Genomic DNA, 20,110 nt, shown 5'->3' with positions numbered 1-20,110 from the left:
AGATGGAAAATTTGGTTTACACTAATGTTATGAGTAGAAATCTGTCCGCGCATATATAGTAAATTTTTCCACTATCAACATCATTATTTTTATTTTCATTCATCTTCAAAAAATCCAGTACATTATTGTCATCCTGGATATCCTGATTCAGACAAAATAAAATCATCTAATAACATCCTGCTGCATATACACTGTCGCTAACACACCCTACAACACTACAACACAAGAGACACAGAGGTAAGAGGTTTAAGTTTACATTATATTAATCGGATCTACATCAATTGTTAGACTAACCGAATTTGGACAAAGCGATCGCACTTCTATCCAGTCTGGTATTTTTGGTAATGAGTCAGCAGCAAATTTAAGTAATATCTGCCAACGATAACGGTTAGCTACTCGTAATATATTAGCTGGTGCAGGTCCTAATATCTCAAATTCTGCTTTGTCTTGCAAAAATGTGGCGATAATTTGGGCTGTGTTTTGCACTTGAATGGGATCTAAACTGCTTAACCGTAATAAGATTAATCTCCCATAGGGAGGATAATTAAGGGTTTGTCTTTGTTTTAATTCTTCTTCAGCAAAAGATTGATAATCATGTTTTTGCACTGCTGCAATGATAGGATGTTCTGGGGTGTAGGTTTGGATAATTACTCTACCTGGATCTTCTCCTCTTCCTGCTCTCCCCGCAACTTGGGTGAGGGTTTGAAATGTGCGCTCATTGGCGCGATAATCTGATAAATGCAATAGTCCGTCCGCAGCAACTACACCCACTAAGGTGACTTGGGGTAAATCTAAGCCTTTGGTGAGCATTTGTGTTCCTACTAATAAATGGGCTTCACCATTAGCAAATTTGGTCAGGAGGTGACGGTGTGAACCTTTGGTACTAGTAGTATCACTGTCAAAACGAATTATTTTCAACTGCGGAAATTGTTTGGTTAATTCCTGCGCTACCCTTTGTGTACCACTTCCGAAAAATTTTAAATAAGGGGAACTGCATTCGGGACAATGGGGAGGATGTAAACGCCCATAATTACAATAATGACAGCGCAATAATTCCGCCGCTCCCTCTTCTACATGATGATAGGCCAAGGATACATCACAATGGGGACATTCTAACACATATCCACAACTACGACAAGATACAAATGTACTATGTCCCCGCCGATGAATAAATAATATTCCCTGTTGTTGCTTTGCTTCTAATTGTTGTAAAGCATTTTGCAGCTTTCTACTAAAAATAGACCGGTTTCCCTCTTTCAATTCCTGACGCATATCTACGATTTCCACGGGGGGTAATGGCCGGGAGTGAATGCGTTCTGGTAATGATAGATATTGTTGATTTCTGCTCACCCAACTTTCTAAAGAGGGAGTTGCTGAACCTAAAATTAGTGTACAATGTTCTAATTCGGCTCGCCATTGGGCGACAGTGCGAGCGTGATAGGTGGGAATGGGAGCATCTTGTTTAAAGCTGCTGTCGTGTTCTTCGTCTAGGATAATTAAGCCTAAGTTGGGTAAAGGTGCGAAAATGGCGCTGCGAGTCCCAATGATGATTTGTGGTTCTCCTGTGAGCATTTGTCGCCAGGTGTCGTAACGTTCACCGTCGGAAAGGGCGCTATGATAAACGTGGACTTTGTTCCCAAATCTAGCCCGGAATCTGTCTGTGAGTTGGGGTGTGAGTCCAATTTCGGGAACTAGGACGAGAGCGGATTTTCCTTGTTCAAGTAGGGGTGATATGGTTTGTAAGTATACTTCCGTTTTGCCTGAACCTGTGATCCCGTGTAACAATACTTTACTAAATCCAGTTAGGGAAGTAATAGTTTCTAAGGCGTGATTCTGCGCTGGTGTTAAGGATTTCGCCCAATCTCCGGCTATTGCGGGTCCTGTTTCTCTACGTAATATTTCTTTTTCTTCAATTATTATATAACCTTTATCTACCAAGGCTTTGAGTGTGGAAGTGCTGGTACTACAAAGTTGTAATAGTTCATTTTGCCACATTTCCCCCCCTTGTCGTCTTAAAACTTCGACAATTTCTTTTTGACGGGGTGTTAAATCCTGATCACTATTATCTAATAGGATGACAGCTTTTTGTAATTTCGGTTGGGTGAGTCGTGGCGGTTCTAAATAGTTTTCTGCTAAACCTAAACGAATTAATTCCCTAATTCCCCGATACGCGGCTTTAATTTTTTGTTGAATGTAGTGATAGCTATAGTCTGCTGTCGGGGTTTTCTCTAGGAGGGTGATTATTTGCTGGGCTGTAGGGCTGATGTAACCAGGAATATTTTCTTTACCCAAGGGAGTTAAGCGCAGACGACGTTGTGATTTTCCTAACAAGCCTGGTGGTAAAGCGACGCGAATAACTTGAATTAGGGGTGTATAGTAATAGGATGCAACGCGGTTGAGTAGTGTCCAATAACCGCTAGGAAAAAAACCTTCACTAACGACATCTTCTACTTCACGAATTTTCTCTGGTGGTAAGTCTGCGGGTGTTTGAGTTAATAAGCGAATAGCGACACCACCTACCTGTGTGCCACCAAAGGGAACACTTAAAATATCCCCTGGTTTGATTTGTAAATGTTCTGGGATTTTATAGGTAAATAAATCCGAACACCCTGGACAGTCTACAAGGACTTCAACCCATTGAGATAATGTTGTTTGAGACTGATATGATCCTCCAGGTTCAGCTACAGCGATAACAGATGATTTTGCACTAACAGTATACATAATTTCTGAATTTATAAACAAATATTTTGTTCATGGACTTAGCTTTGTTCTGACCTGATTGATTATATCCCTTGGTTTTACTACAAGTAAATAGTATTTTACAATACTTAAATTATTGATAATACTTGATAATCTCTAACTTATGTAATTTACTAGACCAATTATTTGGTAGCATACCTGCAACAGGTATTTAATGTCAAGTATGCAAATCAAGTTATCTACATTAGGTCAGTAACAGTTAGGTGTAAGTTGATGATTGTTTTTAAAACCTATCGCTAGATATAGGCTTAGATGATAATAAATAGGTAATAGATAAGAGATATTAGCTGATTAAACAGTTTAATTTCTCGATATTCTAGAAAATAGTTAGTAACTAATAAATTCTGTTATTAATTAACCTAAGATAAAATTACCAAATCTGGTAGAGGGTTTTTCCCTCTGTTGATAGATATTAAATGGTTTGTCAATATCAGATGTTTTTAAACATTAAATATTGTCCGGATTTTAAGTTACCATTTTTGTAATTTGGATTATTTAGTAAATATTCGTAGAGAGAAATAACTCTAGTACCAAAATGGCGATTTATTCAATAAACCTCTTCACTAAAACCGGAAACAAATCTAAACTTTGCCAAAAATCAACGAAAATTTAATATATATGATTTCTTCTTGATTTATGAACTTTACGCAGAGAATATTTACAGGCAACAACCAACAAACTTTTTCACAAATCATTTAGGATGGGTATAGGATCTGATTAATTTACATCTTCGATATTTGTTAAAGTTATAATCAAGGGGGGGGCTAACATATTTAATAATTGAGACAAGAAAGGAGTATATGTCTATTGGTATTCACAAAATAGATATTTCTTATGAATGCTAAAGCCATTAATGATTATAGGTTGTATCGAGCCACAGATAAAATCATGGACAAATACTGATTTGCATTCCTGATCTGGAATGATCAACAAGAGAGCATTTTGCTAGTGATAAGGTGTATTTTGTCCTGAGGGGAAAACTATCAAGCCTGAAAGAGGTCATTGTCATAAAATTATGTACCAAACTAAGCAACAATCCCTAAAGGAAACTATGAATCTTGCTGAATTGGGAACAATGGAAATATTGGAGAATATTACTGATCATGAAGAACCATCACTGGAAAGTTTAGAGCAAGTGGTATATGAAGATACCTCACTTGTCGAAAACTTGGAATTAGAAGAACGCAATGGCGATGACATGGCCGCAGCCCGTCCTTCGGGATATAATAAAACCGAAAATGATGATGCTGTGGGCGCGTTTTTTAAGGAAATGGCGCGTTATCCACTACTTAAACCTGATGAGGAAGTGGAATTGGCGCGACGCGTCAGATTTTTAGAAGAAATTAAAGAATTACAAGCCGCTTTAGAATTAGAATCAGGAGCGCAACCCAGTAAAGGTGAATTAGCTTCCCAGCTAGAAATGACCGAAAAACAACTGGAAAGCCGCTTGTATCAAGGGAGAGTGGCCAAGCGGAAAATGATTCGTTCTAATCTAAGGTTAGTAGTATCTATTGCGAAACGATATCTAAATCGTGGTGTCCCTTTTCTGGATTTAATTCAGGAAGGAGCAATGGGTTTAAACCGCGCTGCGGAAAAATTTGACCCGGATAAAGGATATAAGTTTTCTACCTATGCTTATTGGTGGATTAGACAAGCAATTACAAGAGCGATCGCAAATGATGCCAGAACTATTCGCTTACCAATCCATATTGTTGAAAAACTTAATAAACTTAAAAAAGCACAACGGGAACTGAAACAAAAGCTCTCTCGTAACCCAACAGAGTCGGAAATGGCCGAAGCGTTGGAAATTACAGTTCACCAATTGCGTCAACTTCAACAACTCCGACGACAAGCTCTTTCCCTTAACCACCGTGTTGGTAAAGAAGAAGACACTGAGTTAATGGATTTGTTAGAAGATGAAGATAACCAGTCTCCCGAAGCAAAAATGAACGAAAACATGATGCGTCAAGAGATTTGGGAAGTTTTAGGGGACGTACTCACCCCCAGAGAAAAAGATGTCATTTCCCTGCGCTATGGACTCACCAGCAGCGAACCCTGTACTCTCGAAGAGGTGGGTAATATGTTTAATCTTTCCCGTGAACGAGTCCGTCAAATCCAAAGTAAGGCCATGCGAAAGTTACGCCGTCCCCACATAGCCAAGCGTTTAAAAGGATGGTTGGTATAAGTTATTAGTCATTAGTCAGTGGTTAGTGGTTAGTGGTCAGTGGTCAGTGGTTAAAAAATTTATCAATTTGGATATAAACTACGAACTGTGGACTAGAGACTAGAGACTACAGACTAATGACTGCTAATACTAATTTAATTGTTCGATTTGCTCAAGTTAGTGATGTAATAACGCTTTTTCAATTAATTCAAGGACTTGCAGAATATGAAAAACTATCTCATGCTGTAATTGGTAATGCAGAAGCACTTAAAGACCACTTATTTGGTTCACCAAAATATGTAGATGCAATTATAGCCGAAATTGACGGTCAGGCTGTAGGTTTTGCCATATTTTTTCATAATTATTCAACCTTTTTGACCAAGCCAGGCATTTACCTAGAAGATATCTTTGTTTCCCCAGAATATCGCCGTCAAGGCATTGGTAAAGCACTTTTGACCAAAGTAGCCCAAATAGCTGTAGAAAGGGATTGTGGCCGTTTAGAATGGAGTGTTTTAGATTGGAATGTATCAGCCCAAGAATTTTACCGCAATATGGGAGCAGATATTTTAGAAGATTGGCGGATTTGTCGGGTGACAGAAACAGGTCTGACCCAATTAGCAAATCAAACATAAACGGAACTGACGCAACTGTCACAAAAAAGTATAATTCTTTGTAGTCAGGGCTTTAGCCCTGATCTGATTTTCGTAGGGTCTCCTAGAAAAAACTAAAGTTCTAACTACAATCTAGAATATTATGTCAATTGCATAAATCCTGATTAATTTCTTTTAGCCAGTCTTCAATTTCCATTTACATAATTTTACATTTTGCCAAAACCCTGAAAATATCAATCAATTAATCTCCAATTCTCAATTATTAGAGCCAAGTTCGACAGTCTGTCGTTTGACTAATGGAATCAAATAAAATGAGAATTATGGAGGATATTTGCACGGGATTCAGATATTGTTGTAGAGAGAACACCAGATGAAAAGAATTATCTCCGTATTAATGTTGAGCGTAACTATCTTCACCGTTGCTTTTAGTAGTCCCGCTTTAGCGGCTAATGCAGCCAATGGAGCAGCAGTATTTAAGGCTAATTGTGCTTCTTGTCACGCTGGTGGTAGAAATTTAGTTAATGCTGCTAAAACCTTGAAAAAGGGCGCTTTGGAAAAGTACGGTATGTACTCTGCTGAAGCAATTATTGCCCAGGTTACTAATGGTAAAGGAGCTATGCCAGCTTTTGGCAAAAAGTTAAAAGCAAATCAAATAGAAGATGTAGCTGCTTATGTACTAGAACAAGCTGATAAAGACTGGAAAAAGTAAGTTTACATCGGATTTGATAGCTTAACAATGTGCGGGGCTTTTTGTCCCGCTAAATATTTGCAGTGAATTGAACTGAACTTAATTTAGTATATTATTTGTTTTCAAGGTATATGGCGATTATAAATCGCAACTACACAAACAAAGTCTACCTGCATGGACTAGTAATCATATTCATTTCATGTTTGACTCTATTCTCAATCAAATAAATAATTATCAAAATTAGTAATAAAATATGGGGTTATCAGGTTTTATCATAGAACAGCGCGAAAAAGAAGCAGAAGCATTGAAAACTTTTCTTTTCTATAGTCTCATTGTTTCAGTAGCATTACATCTTGGGGTACTAGCTTTAAGTATTCATAAGTTTTTTCACAGAGTCAAGGAAATTAGAGAAGAACCAATTGAACTGACAATTTTGGAACCCATACCCCAAAAATTTGTTCAACCAGCAACAGAAATAAAATCTCCAGTCAAGATCAATTCTGGTAGTAGCGGTGGTGGAAATAACAGCGAAGAAATTTCCATACCAATAGAAAAAGGTAGTAGTCTAATCAATTCATTTGTACCACCTCTAGCTAAACATTACCAACCAAAAATCACCAATCACTTTATCACTAAACCATCCCAAACAGTTACCAATTTTCAACCCAAAATAATAGCAAAACTACCAAAAAGTAACCCAATTAAAAACACGAATTTTCAACCTGAGACTATAGAAAAACCTGCAAAAATAGACCCAATTGAAAACACGAATTTTCAACCTAAGATCATAGAAAAACCTGTAAAAATAGACCCAATTGAAAACACGAATTTTCAACCTGAGACCATATTGAAATTACCAGAAATCAACCCAATACAGAAATTAGATGAAAACTCAAATAACTTCCCGTCTACTGAACCTCAAGCAGATACAAAACCAACAGATATCCCACCATTAAATTCAGAAAGTCCAACCAATATTAGTCCCTACAATATCCCTATTCCCTCAACAAACCCCACCGTTTTCACACAGTTACCGCAGAATGGGAATGGTTTAGGTACAGGTACGGGTAATGGTAATGGGAATGGTTTAGGTACAGGTACGGGTAATGGTACTGGTAATGGTTTAGGTACTGATAATGGTGCTGGTAATGGTGTTGAAGCAGAAAGTAACCCAATAGCTACCGCACCCAAACCCACGATAGAAAATAGTTCTAAGTTAAATCCTGCAGCAGAATGTATTCGGTGTGAATATAAATACCCAGATAGAGCCAGGAGGCGTGGTGCAGAAGGTACTGCATTAATTGCTATTGATACAGATGAAAATGGTACTGTTACGCAGGTGCGGTTAATTCGTTCCAGTGGTGATAGCGAACTAGACGAAGCAGCCGAAAAATATGCACAAGACTGGAAGTTAACACCTAAAGAGGGAGGAAGAGAAGCAGTGACAACCGAAGTTAATTTTATCATCAAAGGATCGCAACTTTACCGTAAACGTCAAGAACGTCAAAGACAAAAACCTCTTATTTTCTAGATTAATTCCACTATGACAGCTTGTCTTTTGACACTGTTGCTATTAATAGGGAAAATTCCAATTAGTGATTGTTATTACCGGGTGTGAGTTGAGAAATATGAATAGAAAATTCTTTGTTTTACCAGTATCTTTATTGAGCTTATTAGTAGCATTTCCCTCTATAGCTGCTGATTATGAGCAGTCAGATATTCCTAATTTAAATGAAATTGAATTACCCAGCACAAATGCTGAATTATTAACCCAACAACCAGGAGAGAATGAAGTTAAGACAGAACCCAATTCAGCAGGAGATTTAACACCTACAAATGATCCAGATATATCTCTAGAAACGATTGGAGAAAAAGACCTTCTTCCTGAATCTACTCCTACTTATGTAATTGAAAAAGAAGAAATTAAAAAACAGGGTGCAACTAGTGTTGCTGATGTTTTGAAAAAAATGCCCGGTTTTGCAATTAATAATGTGGGACATGGTGCAGATATTCACACAGGAACATATTATCGAGGAGCTTCCATTGATCAATCTGTATTTCTAATTAATGGTAGACCCATTAATACAAATATTAGTACCTATCATGGTGCAACAGATTTAAATAGCATTCCTGTGGAGGCTATTGAAAGGGTCGAATTATATAGCGGTACAGCATCTTCTTTATATGGTTCTTCAGCTTTTGGTGGAGTTGTGAATATTATCACAAAAGCAGGTTATGGTAAACCTAAATTAACTGGAAGTTTAGAATTTGGCTCATTAAATCTAAATAATCAACAGTTAACTTATGGTGGTTCAACTAATAAGGTAAAATACAATTTTAGTTTTGAAAGGTTCTTTATAGATAACCGTTATTCTGTTCCTGTCGGGGCTGCAAATAGAGATAATGAAGGAAAGTTATTTAATGCAGATACAGCTACCAGCACTTACTTTGGTAGTGTGGGTATGGATTTAGATCCCAAAAATTCTTTAAATTTAGATGTAACTACACTCAGTAGTCGTCGAGGTTTGGTTTATTTCGGTTTCCCTTTGCAAAAAGATAGATTAGATCATGATGGTTTAAATATTGGTTTATCTTGGAAAACTAAATTGGGTGAAGGGGAAGATTCCAATTTAACAACTACATTAGGCTACAACCGAGATTATTTTAGCACCTATGGACCAACGGGAGCGACATTTTACAGAACTGGAGTTTTAGATACACAACAATTTAAAACTAGGTTAGATCATGAATGGAAACTCACTGAAAATCATCAATTGCGCTGGGGTTTAGACTTAAAAAATACCGATTTAATTGGCAATGTTTTGAGTACAAATCCTGTCCTAATTCCTAAAAATGAAAGAGAAGATAGAAGCGTTTTAAATACAGCTTTATTCGCTGTTAATACCTGGGTAATTGATGATGATATCCAAATAGATTTAGGGTTAAGACAAAGCTTTGATAGTCAATTTGGTAGTTATTTTAATCCCAGTGCAGGTTTACGTTATACTTTTAATCCAACGGTAGCATTTCGTGGTAGTTGGGCGGGGGCGCAACGCAATCCTGGATTAGATCAATTATATGTTTTTGATACGGTTCATAATTGGAATCCTAACCCGGATTTAAAGCCGGAAACTGGTTCTACTTGGACTGCGGGAGTAGATGTCAAATTCTCGGAAAAACTGTTAGGACAATTTACTTATTTTGGAAATAGTTTAGATAATCGTTTGGGAATAATTAGTGGAAAATGGCAAAATATTGGTTTAGTTGATACCAATGGTTTAGAAACAGCATTGCAATTAAAAGTTAATCGTAATTGGTCAACTTTTCTCAACTACACTTATACAGATGCTCAAATCAAAACTGGTACAGAAACAGGATTACAATTAGGGTTAATTCCCTATTCTTGGCTACAAACTGGCATTGGTTATCAAAAAGATGGATGGGAGGGTAATTTATATGCTACTTATAATAGTGGTTCTCGTCGTTCTATTTTTAATAACAGTAGTGCTGGAGAAAAAAATACAGATTTTGCGCCATCTTTCTTTAATTTAGATTTTAGTGGCCGCATTCCTGTAAATAAAAATTTGGGACTAACTTTTTACCTAGAAAATATATTAGGTGAACAGTACGAACGAGTTAATCGAATTTATAGCCCGGGTTTTACTTTCCGGGTGGGTTTAAGTTCCAGTTTATAGGATTTTTTCGATTTTGTTGGGTTGCGCTGTTGCTTATAGCGGTTCTCAGTTGAGTGAGATACAAGAACCCCACCCCCAACCCCCTCCCCGCCAGCGAGGAGGGGGCTTATGATGTATCTCATTCAAGTGCATACCACTATAACCCAACCTACGGTTATAATTTGTAGGATTATGTTGGGTTGCGCTGTTGCTTAACCCAACCTACGGTTATACAGCACTTCCCGATGTTATGAGGTACAAGAACCCCACCCCAAACCCCCTCCTCGCTTGCGAGGAGGGGGCTTAAGATGTACCTCATAAGAGCGGAAACCCCTGTAATTTGTAGGATTATGTTGGGTTGCGCTGTTGCTTAACCCAACCTACGATTTGACACGGTGCTACGGTTCTGGATCAATTCCCAATTCCCGCAATTTAGCAGCTAGTCTTTCTGCTCTTTGATGTTCTCTATCTGCTCTTTGACGTTCTTGTGCTGCTTGTTCTGAACTCCATAGCAGTAAATTACCTGATTTATCCCACCAACGTAGCCAGTTCATGGTTTGTCCCAACCTTTCCCCAGACCAGATTCCCAGGTATAATTCCAATTGTGGAATCCATAGCCGCCCTTGATTATCTACTGGGTGTAAAATATATCTGCCATCTTGCAAATAACGGACTTCTAGACTACTATCATAGGGATCATAAGTCACATAAGTGGGTATTTGGAGAATCTGCTCGTAAAAATGCAGTTTACCATAGGGAGGTGTTGATCTAATGGATAGTTCCCCACCCTCTGCTTCTGAGAGAAATTCCATCACAATTGTGACTGCTGCACCATCTGTATTAGGGGTATAACTACGACGAATTACCCCCTCTGGTACGGAATGTACTTGAGGAACATAAAACCAGTCTGGAGCTTTGACGACAATTTTTTTATTAACTGTTGCTACCAGCCCCAAATTCGAGCCAATGAGCATTTCTGGCTGGATATATCCTGAAGCTCCCAAAGCATCGGTTAAAGCCGCTGCGAGGGCGGGTTGTTGAATATTTTCTACAGGATCGTCAGGTAATATAAAATTAGCTGGTAGAGGTTCCCAGGTGATGGTTGTTTTAGCTTTTATAGACGGGGCTTCGAGTACCATTTTATTAACCCTCAACCAGAAATGTTTGTGCAAATTAACTACAGTATATCAAAGTTGAGCCATTAATTTTAATTACTATTACCGTCCTACAATTTTTTCAATTTTTTCACCAATCATTAATACTGTTTTCGTCCCAAACCTGTAATTTCAATTCTTGCAAATAATTTAACCCATTTTGAATTTGTGCTTCTGTTCCTTGTAAGTCTAAATCAAACCAACCGTCACCTTGACCATTTTATTTACAGTTAAGTTGTATTCAGAAACTAGGCGAGAAATTACGGGTTCTTGATGATGATCTTGAGAAATTCTGACTCTAATTCTCTTATTGATCAAGGTATTTTCACTACTCATAACAACTCCTAAGATGTAATTTAGATGTAATTTAATAGTTGAGTTATTACCCATTACCCATTACCCGTTATTCGACTTCTTTAATACGGGTTTTTCGTTCTAGAATTTCCTTGAGTATCAAAGTAACAACCGCCAAAAGTGCCAAAATTACAGCCGCAGAAAAAGCCGCTTCGGTTTCATATTGTTTGTAAGCATCTTCCACAAATAATGGTAAACTCTGGGTTGTATTAGCAATGTTACCAGAGACTACGGAAACTGCACCAAATTCCCCCATTGCTCTAGCATTTGTTAAGATTAAACCGTAGAGTAAACCCCAACGAATACTGGGTAAAGTGACTCGCCAAAAAATTTGCCAATCATTTGCACCTAAGGTTCTGGCGGCTTCTTCTTGGTCTTTACCAAATTCCTCTAAAATCGGAATTACTTCCCTAGCAACAAAAGGCATACTTACAAAAGCCGTAGCCATTACCATTCCGGGAAAAGCAAAGATGATTTTAATATCTAATGCTTCTAACCAAGGTCCAAACCAACCCTGTTTCCCGTACAATAAAACTATCATTAAACCGGCGACAACTGGGGAAATAGAAAAGGGTAGGTCAATTATACTGAGAACTATAGCACGTCCTGGGAATTTGTGCCGAGCGATCGCCCATGCCGCACATAAACCGAAAACTGCATTTAGAGGAATAGAAATTACAGCTAATAATAAAGTTAACCAAGCTGCATGGAGAAATTCCGGTTTTGTCAGGTTAGATAAAAATGGTTCATATCCCTTTCTGAAGGCTTCAAAAAAAACATTAATGGCGGGAATATATTGAACCAAAAATAAGTAGGAAATCGCTACACCAATTAAAATTGTTGGTACCCAACTTTGTTTTTTTCCCTGTTTAACTTTATCTATTGTCATATCTTCTTGCCCAAGCTTGTAAGAAATTAATTGCTAATAACAAAACCAAAGAAATTCCTAATAAAACCACACCAATTACAGTTGCACCAGAATAGTCATATTGTTCCAAACGTTGAAAAATTAACACAGGTGCAATCAAATCTTGATAGGGTGTATTAGAAGAAATAATTACTGTTGAACCGTATTCCCCAACTGCACGGGAAAAACCCAAAGCGACACCAGTTAAAATTGTCGGTAATAAAGGAGGTAAAATTACTTTCCAGAAAGTTTGCCATTGAGAAGCACCTAAGCTCCAAGCCGCTTCTTCAATTTCTGCTTCCATTTCCTGAAGTACAGGTTGTACAGTCCGCACCACAAAGGGTAAGGATATAAATACCATGGCCACTCCCACACCCAAACGGGTAAAGGATACTTTAATGCCCATTGGTGCTAACAGTGAACCCAACCAGCCATTATCACTATAAACTGTTGCCAGTGTTAAACCTGCTACGGATGTTGGTAATGCAAAAGGTAAATCTACTGTAGCATCAATAATCCTTTTAAAAGGAAAATCGTACCGCACTAATACCCAAGCAATCAAAGTTCCAAACACGCCATTAAGTAAAGCAGCCAATAAAGACGTAACAAAAGTTACGTTATAGGTAGCCAATGCTAAGTCACTAGTGGCAATTTCCCAAAACTTCGCCGGTGACTCTGTACTGGCTTTGAGAAACATGGCGACAATAGGAATAAATAACATGATAGTTAAATATCCTAAAGTAATTCGCCAAGTCCAGGGAAGATGAATTAAATTTTTTAAAAACACCTTCCCAGGTTGAATATTAGTTGTTACACCAGAAGATAGGTTCATAACTCAAAAATTACCGTTTATTCTTAGCTTGAATTTTATCAAAAATTGCTCCTTCAGCAAAGAATTTTTTCTGAATGGCTTCCCAACCACCTAATTCTTGAACTGTACTCAAAGTTTTTATTGGCGGATATTTGTCCGCAAACTCCTTATTTTTAGCCACTGTTTCATTTACAGGACGAAATCCCACTTTCGCAAATTCCTCTTGTGCTTCGGGAGTAAACAAGTATTTAACAAAAGCTTCTGCTACTTGACGATTATCATGTTTATCAACATTTTTATCAACAATAGCAACGGGATTATCAATGGAAATATTCACATCAGGAAGAATATAATTAGTTTTTTCACCCTTGTCTTGGGCTAAAACAATTTCATTCTCATAATTGATTAAAGCATCACCTTGGCCTTGTTTAAAAAATGCGTCTGTAGCTTCACGAGCATCTTTGGTTAAGACGGGGACATTTTTATAAACTTTAGTCACAAACTCCGTTGCTTTTGCTTCATCTCCACCTGTTTTAATTACTGAATTCCAAAGTGCTAAAAAATTCCACCGCGCTACCCCAGAAGTTTTAGGATCTGCGGTAATTAATTTAACATCATCTCTCGCTAAATCAGCCCAGTTATTGATAGCTTTGGGATTACCTTCACGAGTTACTAAAGCTGCAACAGATTTAGTCACAATACTGTCATTAGGAAATTCTTTTTCCCACCCAGGCTGAATTAGTCCCGCTTTTTCAATTTTTTGCGTATCTAAAGCTAGTGCTAGATGAACAATATCTGCTTCTAAACCATCAACTACAGCCCTAGTTTGCGAACCTGAACCACCGTAGCTTTGCTTAAAAACCACAGTTTGATTATGTTCTTTTTGCCATTTTTCCACAAATTTGGGAATAATTGCTGCGTGAGCAGTTTTCGTGACTGCAAATGATACAATCGTTAGTTCTACATTGCCTTTTTTATTTGCTGAATTACTGCTTTTTATTCCAGAGCAAGCAGTGAGAGATACAGTTAATACAGTTCCTACTAAAAAAAGTGATACAAAGCCTTTGAAGGAATTTGCTCTCCAGGTCTGTTGCTGTATTTTTAGTAATTTATACCACAAATTCATCTTTTCTCCTTTAATCTCTTTGAATTTTGCTAAAGCGTAAGATTTTAATTACAAGCCCTTTGCAGGTACTTAGTAATCAATACCAGGTAAAACTGCATATTGACGATAGGGAATAGGGAGATTTTAGCAGTATGTGGGACAAATGACAACCTCTTTAATTTTCATGTATTAATTTCTGATCATCTTTATTTTAATCTATTAATCATAATTACTTAATAAGTTTTTATTTTAAGCACTTAAAACTAATAAATATTTTACAATACATCCTGGTGAAATACTTACCAAATAAGATTTTTAAGCAATTTAATCATTAAAAAATAATTGCAATATATAATACATACAATATCCGATAGGGAAATGATTATTTTTAAGTGGAAAAACTATTGATTTTATTTATTGTATCTGATATGCTTTTTCTGACCAATAAATACGATATCTCGACAGGATTATCGTAGATTATATTAATACGCAGTTAAGGACACCATGACAAATAATTCTGTAACAACAAAGCCATTATTTCCCGCTTTATTCTTAGCAACTGGTTTAAGTATCAGTACAATTTTACCTGTATTCGCAAATTCAACCCAGAAAACGCAAATAATTAGTCAAAGTGGGAAAAAAGTAGAAATTACCTTAGTTTCCTACGCTGTTACCAAGGCTGCTTACGGAAAAATTATTCCCGACTTTGTAGCAAAATGGAAAAGAGAAAAAGGCCAAGATGTGATCATTCGTGAAAGTTACGGTGGTTCTGGTTCTCAAACCCGCGCTGTCATTGATGGTTTAGGTGCAGATGTGGTAGCATTGGCATTGGCTGGGGACATTAAAAAAATCGAAAAAGCCGGCTTAATTCAACCAGGTTGGGAAAAGGAAGCTCCAAATAATTCCATTGTTACTCGTTCGGTAGTAGCTTTAGAAACTCGTAACGGTAATCCCAAAAAAATCAATACTTGGAGTGATTTAACCAGAACTGATGTTAAAATTGTCACTGCAAATCCAAAAACATCCGGTGGTGCTAAATGGAACTTTCTAGCTTTATGGGGTGCTGTGGTGAAAAATGGCGGAAATGAAAGCCAGGCTTTGAAATTTCTTACTAATGTCTTTAAAAATGTAGTTGTATTACCCAAAGATGCACGAGAATCTAGTGATGCTTTTTACAAAAAAGGTCAGGGTGATGTATTATTAAACTATGAAAATGAAGTCATTTTAGCTGCACAACAGGGAAAAACAGATACAACTTACACAATTCCCCCAGTAAATATTTCTATAGACGCACCTGTCGCAATTGTGGATAAAAATGTGAATAAACATGGAAATCGTGAAGTTGCTGAAGCTTTTGTTAAGTTCTTATTTACTCCTCAAGCACAGAGGGAATTTACTAAGGTTGGTTTTCGTCCAGTTGACCCAACTGTATCCAAAGAAGTACAGAATAAATTTCCTAAGATAGTCAAACTCTATACTGTAGATAGTCTAGGGGGTTGGAATGGTGTCCAGAAGAAGTTCTTTGAGGATGGTGCTATCTTTGACAAAATTCAAAGCGGACGACGCTAAATATACCAGATTGTAATTTAATTTAATACCGGAATCAAAAAGAGGGGTTGCTGTTTTCGTTTATCCCTCTTCTTGTCTATGTCCTTAAAATGAGCATTCTTGGCAAATATCCAGTTAAATCTAGATATTTTGTAGTGGTAAACCATCCTCAAATACTAGTAATTCCCCTGGTTGAATGGGTGTCCAAACTTCATTATACGTAAGTGGTGTAGTGACAATCACAGCTACGCGATCGCTTGGTGTAGTCAATTCACTAAAATCTACAGTCATTTCTTCATCAATTAAGTGAGCGGCCGCAAAGGGTGCTTGTCTAATAATGTAACAAAGTTTAGTGGAACAATGGGTAAAAAAGTGATCTCCGTCTGAGAGTATATAGTTAAAAGATCCACAAGCTGCTATTTCCTTGGTAATTGTCTGTAATGTGTGGTAAAGTTCCTTTAGGGGTGGTTGTCCTTGGGGAAAATGCGATCGCAAAGTATTGAGGATTAAGCAAAACGCTCTTTCACTGTCAGTAGCACCTACGGGTTGAAAAACACCATTGTTTTCTGGGTAAAAATCTGGTAAATTACCATTATGAGCAAATACCCAATATCTTCCCCAAAGTTCTCGACGGAAAGGGTGACAGTTCTCTAGGGCTATTTCCCCTTGAGTAGCTTTGCGAATATGGGCGATAACATGAGTAGAATGAATGGGATACTGACGGATAAACTCAGCAATTGGTGAGGCTATAGAAGCTTCAGCATCTACAAAAATCCGACATCCTTTCCCTTCAAAAAAAGCAATTCCCCAACCGTCGCTATGTTCATCTGTTTTTCCCCCCCGTGCGGAGAATCCTTCAAAGGAAAAGCAAATGTCTGTGGGTACGTTGCAGTTCATTCCTAGAAGTTGGCACATTAGCGTTATACTTCTGATTGTAAACTCAAGAATAACATTAAAAAAAATTAAAATTAATAAGCACCAGTTTGGGGAAATTCATCATTCAAAGCCCATTTACCAATTTCCCGCAGTCTGTAATCAACCGGATCATGAAGTGTAAAAGTACGCATATTTCGCCAATAACGATCAAAACCATATTTTTGACTCGTAGCAGATGCGCCCATAACTTCAAAAATGCGGTTGGTAATGTCTAATCCTACTTTGGTTGCTGCAACTTTGGCAGTATTCACTGCTATCATACATTCTCCCCTTTGTGTTGGGGTGAGGTTGTGTTCTTTTTCCCAAGCTGCTTGTAGTAATTCTATGGCTTGGTTAACTAAGGCCTTTACTCCTTGTAAGTCTACCCACATAGTACCATAGTGGTGAAGAATAAAAGGATCTTTAGCAACACATTCCACCTCTGATGTCAACCAAGGTTTTTTACGGTTTTGAGTATAATTTTTAGCTGACGCAAAAGCACCCTCAGCAATACCTAAGTAAATATTAGCTAGGTTGAGTTGAGTTATACAAGAACGAATAGTAGTAAAAATACAATTTTGGTTATATCTAGCACCAATAATTTCCTTGGGATAAACAATCACATTGTCAAAATTGATATTACCGCTATCAGTTTGGCGTTGTCCCATGCTATCCCAATCAGTATTAATTTTTACTCCTTGTCTCTGACTGGGAATGACTAAAATAATTAATTCTCCCGTTGTTTGATCAATAGCTGAAAGTGGTAAAATATCAGAATCAACAGAACCGGAACAAAAGCTTTTACTACCATTAAGTAAAAAATGATTTTCCTGTGCTGTAATAACTGCTCTTTTGTCTCTAGGGTTAAGAGCATTGCACCAAAACCAATTATGATTAACAGTTTCGCTATAGTAATATTGTTTCTGCTCAATTGTACCAAAGATATGGGGAATAACTACCCCAATTTGATGATATGAGAAAACATGAGCTAAGGAACTATCAACTTTAGCAAATTCCCGAATTATTTGGAATGTAGTTATCCAGTTTGCGCCAATTCCTCCATATTCTTGAGGGATAATCAGCTTGAGTAGGTTACTTTGTCGCAAACTATCCCGTTCTGGTTTTGGTGTACCTCCTTGAGCATCTCTTTCTATAGCAGTTTGGGCAAATTCCCTTGCTAAAGACTGAGCTAAAACAATGTAATCTTTGGCTTCTAATTCTAAATCATTTCCCATTAATCTCAAAACCTACTTATCAAAAATCTTTATTCAATTTCTAACTGTTTTTTAGCCTGTTTTAATTGTTTCCACAAACTATGAATTTGTTTGTAAGCCTCCTGTGGAGATATTTTACCACCTGTTTGTAAATTACAAATATAATTTACCCGTTGAGCAAATTCTTGGAGATTAGCATTAAAAACTAAATATTCCGGTTTAAACTGACCGTAATAGGAACTGCGAGGGTAAAGAAAATCACATATCTCAGAGAGTAAATCAGATTCTTGTCTCATGATTCGATTATCAGTATTGGTGATTAGACAGAGATACAAACTTGACATTTTACGGGCTTTGGGTTGTAAAGACCGATAACCCGATAGAGATAGAGTAGTTTTAAAATTTATCCTACGAGCATTACATATTTTTCTGAATTAGGCAAGACATTTTTAGAGAATTGCTTTAAAAAAGATTATTACATATTTTTCTCAATTAGGTAAGAGGTTTTGAGTTCATTTTTCTCAATTTCTGGGAGATTTGAGAAGTAGTTTCCAAGATTTATTTGCAGATTATTACATATAATTCTCAATTAGGCAAGAGGTTTTGAGTTAATTTTTCTTAATTTCTGGGAAAATTGAGAAACTTGTTAGAGTTGGTTAGGGTAGGACAAGAAAAATAACAAATAATAGCAAATAATAGGTTTATGGACAAACGTTATTTTTTGCAAATGGGTGCCGTATTAGTCGGTACAGCCTTTTTTTCCCGTTATATCAATTGGAGTTCAGAAACAATGGCACTTTCTAATACAGAGTTTGCAGTGACTAAGACTGAGGAAGAGTGGAAGAGTATCCTGACACCAGAACAGTTTCGTGTATTGCGGAAACATGGTACAGAACCTTCCCATACCAGTCCCCTGGATAAGCAATATGAACCTGGTACTTATGTCTGTGCTGGTTGTGGACAAGCTTTGTTTACTTCAGAGACTAAATTTAATAGTGGTACTGGTTGGCCGAGCTTTTTTAAACCAATTGAGGGAGCAATTGCTACGACTACAGACAGGTCATTTTTTATGACCAGAACTGAGGTGCATTGCAGTAATTGTGGTGGACATTTAGGCCATGTATTCAATGATGGTCCCAAACCAACCGGCTTGCGCTACTGTATGAATGGCGTATCATTACAGTTTATACCTGCGTAGATTAGGAATTTTCGCAAGGGGTAATTTCATAGATAAAACCCCTTGTGTGATTCTATCAAAAGCAGGAAATTATAATATAGCAGGTAGTATTTAGATGAAATTCTTGAACCGAAATCAGTAAGGATTAAATAATGCAAGTTCTCAAAAGATCAATCAAGCCAGAAAGCTATATATCATTTCTGTACACTTACCAAACTACTTGGGGGACTGCTGGTGATATTTGTTTAGTTCGTGAAACCGTAGCTAAATCCAGCGGGGCGAAATTTGTAGGCCGGAGAATCCAATTAGCTATTCCCAAGGGAATGGAACGTGATTACGTAGTGAATATTCCAGTCATAAAAATTGCAGGTCATGTGGGTGAGGGACATCCTAAAGACCCGCATTCGGAATGGGAGGCTTATGATGGTATAGATCCAGAATTAGCAACTACTGTTTTGAAAATTTGGGGGTTTAAATTGGTTGAATTGTAAGGGTTTTTAGCTTAAACATTGTCATGTTTGAGCTTAACTTACTGGATTTCCGTATATTCTCTAAATTTTCCCATGAGAATCAAATCCAATCAAAATATGATTTAAAATTTCTCCCTTTTAAAACATTCTCGAAAGGATGAAAATGGATTATTCCCAAGTAGCTACATTTCGCAGCAAATTAGGAATTTCACCCTGTGATAAAGGAAACTCTAAAATTGTTTCTCGATAACCCAAATATCCTGATTCAGTAAAAGATAAAAGCATTCTTTCTAGTGCAAGCCAAACTTCTGATTCGTATTCCCAATCATGATAACGTTTAGCACGACCAGCAATGGAACGTAAAGCCCAAAAGTAGGAATTTCTAACTACCGAACCGCCTTTTTTAAATTCTGGTACATCTTCCTTGTGAATAAATAAAATGTTATTTTCAATTCTGCATCTCATAGATAAAATAGAATATAGATAAAGCCACGCTGTGATATTATCATAAACTAAAATCCACTTAATTTACATATTTGGGCGGGCAGGGATGCCCAA

General features: G+C 37.2%; 17 protein-coding genes and 1 pseudogene. 8 read left to right on the top strand and 10 right to left on the bottom strand.

Annotated elements, in window-relative coordinates:
• Positions 1–252 precede the first annotated feature (252 nt).
• Entirely contained in the window at positions 253–2,721 is a 2,469-nt protein-coding gene (priA, locus tag ACIR131C_RS0114020; protein WP_028090709.1) for a primosomal protein N', read from the bottom strand.
• 1,054 nt (positions 2,722–3,775) lie between these two features.
• Here priA and ACIR131C_RS0114015 point away from each other — a divergent pair.
• The 5 genes from ACIR131C_RS0114015 to ACIR131C_RS0113995 all read left to right on the top strand — a co-directional run bounded on the left by ACIR131C_RS0114015 (position 3,776) and on the right by ACIR131C_RS0113995 (position 9,918).
• Positions 3,776–4,945 carry an RpoD/SigA family RNA polymerase sigma factor gene (locus tag ACIR131C_RS0114015; protein ID WP_028084629.1) on the top strand — a complete coding sequence of 390 codons (1,170 nt, stop codon included), beginning with the start codon at positions 3,776–3,778 and terminating at the stop codon, positions 4,943–4,945.
• 116 nt (positions 4,946–5,061) lie between these two features.
• A complete protein-coding gene (locus tag ACIR131C_RS0114010) occupies positions 5,062–5,556 on the top strand; it encodes a GNAT family N-acetyltransferase (protein WP_028090708.1) in 495 nt (164 codons plus the stop codon).
• A gap of 349 nt (positions 5,557–5,905) precedes the next feature.
• The gene (petJ, locus tag ACIR131C_RS0114005; protein WP_028084627.1) at positions 5,906–6,244 is read left to right on the top strand and encodes a cytochrome c6 PetJ; all 339 of its coding nucleotides are present in this window, start codon (positions 5,906–5,908) and stop codon (positions 6,242–6,244) included.
• A gap of 232 nt (positions 6,245–6,476) precedes the next feature.
• On the top strand, positions 6,477–7,754 hold the full coding sequence (locus ACIR131C_RS25130) for an energy transducer TonB (RefSeq protein ID WP_051347564.1): 1,278 nt from the start codon (positions 6,477–6,479) through the stop codon (positions 7,752–7,754).
• A gap of 97 nt (positions 7,755–7,851) precedes the next feature.
• Positions 7,852–9,918: a TonB-dependent receptor plug domain-containing protein gene (locus ACIR131C_RS0113995; protein WP_028090707.1), complete on the top strand. Its 2,067-nt coding sequence runs from the start codon at positions 7,852–7,854 to the stop codon at positions 9,916–9,918.
• Between the two features lie 377 nt (positions 9,919–10,295).
• Here ACIR131C_RS0113995 and ACIR131C_RS0113990 read toward each other — a convergent pair whose 3' ends face one another.
• The 5 genes and pseudogenes from ACIR131C_RS0113990 to ACIR131C_RS0113970 all read right to left on the bottom strand — a co-directional run bounded on the left by ACIR131C_RS0113990 (position 10,296) and on the right by ACIR131C_RS0113970 (position 14,249).
• Positions 10,296–11,036 carry a Uma2 family endonuclease gene (locus tag ACIR131C_RS0113990; RefSeq protein WP_028090706.1) on the bottom strand — a complete coding sequence of 247 codons (741 nt, stop codon included), beginning with the start codon at positions 11,034–11,036 and terminating at the stop codon, positions 10,296–10,298.
• Between the two features lie 106 nt (positions 11,037–11,142).
• Positions 11,143–11,387, bottom strand: a pseudogene (locus ACIR131C_RS22745) (NIL domain-containing protein).
• A gap of 67 nt (positions 11,388–11,454) precedes the next feature.
• Positions 11,455–12,294 (bottom strand): sulfate ABC transporter permease subunit CysW, encoded by an 840-nt coding sequence (cysW, locus tag ACIR131C_RS0113980; RefSeq protein ID WP_028090705.1) that lies wholly within the window; start codon positions 12,292–12,294, stop codon positions 11,455–11,457.
• Complete coding sequence (gene cysT / locus ACIR131C_RS0113975; RefSeq protein WP_028090704.1) at positions 12,281–13,144, bottom strand: sulfate ABC transporter permease subunit CysT; 864 nt, start codon at positions 13,142–13,144, stop codon at positions 12,281–12,283. Before cysT ends, cysW begins: the two co-directional genes overlap by 14 nt.
• A gap of 10 nt (positions 13,145–13,154) precedes the next feature.
• Positions 13,155–14,249 carry a sulfate ABC transporter substrate-binding protein gene (locus ACIR131C_RS0113970; protein WP_028090703.1) on the bottom strand — a complete coding sequence of 365 codons (1,095 nt, stop codon included), beginning with the start codon at positions 14,247–14,249 and terminating at the stop codon, positions 13,155–13,157.
• A gap of 483 nt (positions 14,250–14,732) precedes the next feature.
• On the opposite strand from ACIR131C_RS0113970, the gene ACIR131C_RS0113965 reads away from it, so the two are divergent.
• On the top strand, positions 14,733–15,797 hold the full coding sequence (locus ACIR131C_RS0113965) for a sulfate ABC transporter substrate-binding protein (protein WP_028090702.1): 1,065 nt from the start codon (positions 14,733–14,735) through the stop codon (positions 15,795–15,797).
• A gap of 120 nt (positions 15,798–15,917) precedes the next feature.
• Here ACIR131C_RS0113965 and ACIR131C_RS0113960 read toward each other — a convergent pair whose 3' ends face one another.
• Genes ACIR131C_RS0113960 through ACIR131C_RS0113950 form a run of 3 tightly spaced genes read right to left on the bottom strand, consistent with a single transcriptional unit; the run spans position 15,918 to position 18,201 of the window.
• Positions 15,918–16,691: a class II glutamine amidotransferase gene (locus ACIR131C_RS0113960; protein ID WP_028090701.1), complete on the bottom strand. Its 774-nt coding sequence runs from the start codon at positions 16,689–16,691 to the stop codon at positions 15,918–15,920.
• 53 nt (positions 16,692–16,744) lie between these two features.
• On the bottom strand, positions 16,745–17,926 hold the full coding sequence (locus ACIR131C_RS0113955; RefSeq protein WP_028090700.1) for an acyl-CoA dehydrogenase family protein: 1,182 nt from the start codon (positions 17,924–17,926) through the stop codon (positions 16,745–16,747).
• Between the two features lie 29 nt (positions 17,927–17,955).
• Positions 17,956–18,201, bottom strand: a complete 246-nt coding sequence (locus ACIR131C_RS0113950; RefSeq protein WP_028084617.1) for a DUF7219 family protein — start codon at positions 18,199–18,201, stop codon at positions 17,956–17,958.
• Positions 18,202–18,608: 407 nt separating this feature from the next.
• Here ACIR131C_RS0113950 and msrB point away from each other — a divergent pair, with 407 nt between their 5' ends.
• Positions 18,609–19,103, top strand: coding sequence for a peptide-methionine (R)-S-oxide reductase MsrB (gene msrB / locus ACIR131C_RS0113945; RefSeq protein WP_028084616.1), 495 nt, complete (start codon positions 18,609–18,611; stop codon positions 19,101–19,103).
• A 131-nt stretch (positions 19,104–19,234) separates the two neighbouring features.
• Positions 19,235–19,573 (top strand): hypothetical protein, encoded by a 339-nt coding sequence (locus ACIR131C_RS0113940; RefSeq protein WP_028084615.1) that lies wholly within the window; start codon positions 19,235–19,237, stop codon positions 19,571–19,573.
• A 147-nt stretch (positions 19,574–19,720) separates the two neighbouring features.
• On the opposite strand, the gene ACIR131C_RS0113935 is transcribed toward ACIR131C_RS0113940, so the two are convergent.
• Complete coding sequence (locus ACIR131C_RS0113935; RefSeq protein ID WP_028090699.1) at positions 19,721–20,017, bottom strand: hypothetical protein; 297 nt, start codon at positions 20,015–20,017, stop codon at positions 19,721–19,723.
• Positions 20,018–20,110: the final 93 nt, after the last annotated feature.

Source organism: Dolichospermum circinale AWQC131C, assembly GCF_000426905.1.
GTDB lineage: Bacteria > Cyanobacteriota > Cyanobacteriia > Cyanobacteriales > Nostocaceae > Dolichospermum > Dolichospermum circinale.
This window is presented reverse-complemented; position numbering and strand designations above follow the sequence as displayed.

Excerpts from the sequence above, each read along its gene's own strand:
- ACIR131C_RS0113990 (WP_028090706.1), bottom strand. The coding sequence starts at position 11,036 with ATGGTACTCGAAGCCCCGTCTATAAAAGCTAAAACAACCATCACCTGG.
- ACIR131C_RS0114010 (WP_028090708.1), top strand. The coding sequence starts at position 5,062 with ATGACTGCTAATACTAATTTAATTGTTCGATTTGCTCAAGTTAGTGAT.
- msrB (WP_028084616.1), top strand. The coding sequence starts at position 18,609 with ATGGACAAACGTTATTTTTTGCAAATGGGTGCCGTATTAGTCGGTACA.
- ACIR131C_RS25130 (WP_051347564.1), top strand. The coding sequence starts at position 6,477 with ATGGGGTTATCAGGTTTTATCATAGAACAGCGCGAAAAAGAAGCAGAA.
- ACIR131C_RS0113965 (WP_028090702.1), top strand. The coding sequence starts at position 14,733 with ATGACAAATAATTCTGTAACAACAAAGCCATTATTTCCCGCTTTATTC.
- ACIR131C_RS0113970 (WP_028090703.1), bottom strand. The coding sequence starts at position 14,249 with ATGAATTTGTGGTATAAATTACTAAAAATACAGCAACAGACCTGGAGA.
- cysW (WP_028090705.1), bottom strand. The coding sequence starts at position 12,294 with ATGACAATAGATAAAGTTAAACAGGGAAAAAAACAAAGTTGGGTACCA.
- ACIR131C_RS0113950 (WP_028084617.1), bottom strand. The coding sequence starts at position 18,201 with ATGAGACAAGAATCTGATTTACTCTCTGAGATATGTGATTTTCTTTAC.
- ACIR131C_RS0113960 (WP_028090701.1), bottom strand. The coding sequence starts at position 16,691 with ATGTGCCAACTTCTAGGAATGAACTGCAACGTACCCACAGACATTTGC.
- priA (WP_028090709.1), bottom strand. The coding sequence starts at position 2,721 with ATGTATACTGTTAGTGCAAAATCATCTGTTATCGCTGTAGCTGAACCT.
- ACIR131C_RS0114015 (WP_028084629.1), top strand. The coding sequence starts at position 3,776 with ATGTACCAAACTAAGCAACAATCCCTAAAGGAAACTATGAATCTTGCT.
- cysT (WP_028090704.1), bottom strand. The coding sequence starts at position 13,144 with ATGAACCTATCTTCTGGTGTAACAACTAATATTCAACCTGGGAAGGTG.
- petJ (WP_028084627.1), top strand. The coding sequence starts at position 5,906 with ATGAAAAGAATTATCTCCGTATTAATGTTGAGCGTAACTATCTTCACC.
- ACIR131C_RS0113995 (WP_028090707.1), top strand. The coding sequence starts at position 7,852 with ATGAATAGAAAATTCTTTGTTTTACCAGTATCTTTATTGAGCTTATTA.
- ACIR131C_RS0113940 (WP_028084615.1), top strand. The coding sequence starts at position 19,235 with ATGCAAGTTCTCAAAAGATCAATCAAGCCAGAAAGCTATATATCATTT.
- ACIR131C_RS0113935 (WP_028090699.1), bottom strand. The coding sequence starts at position 20,017 with ATGAGATGCAGAATTGAAAATAACATTTTATTTATTCACAAGGAAGAT.
- ACIR131C_RS0113955 (WP_028090700.1), bottom strand. The coding sequence starts at position 17,926 with ATGGGAAATGATTTAGAATTAGAAGCCAAAGATTACATTGTTTTAGCT.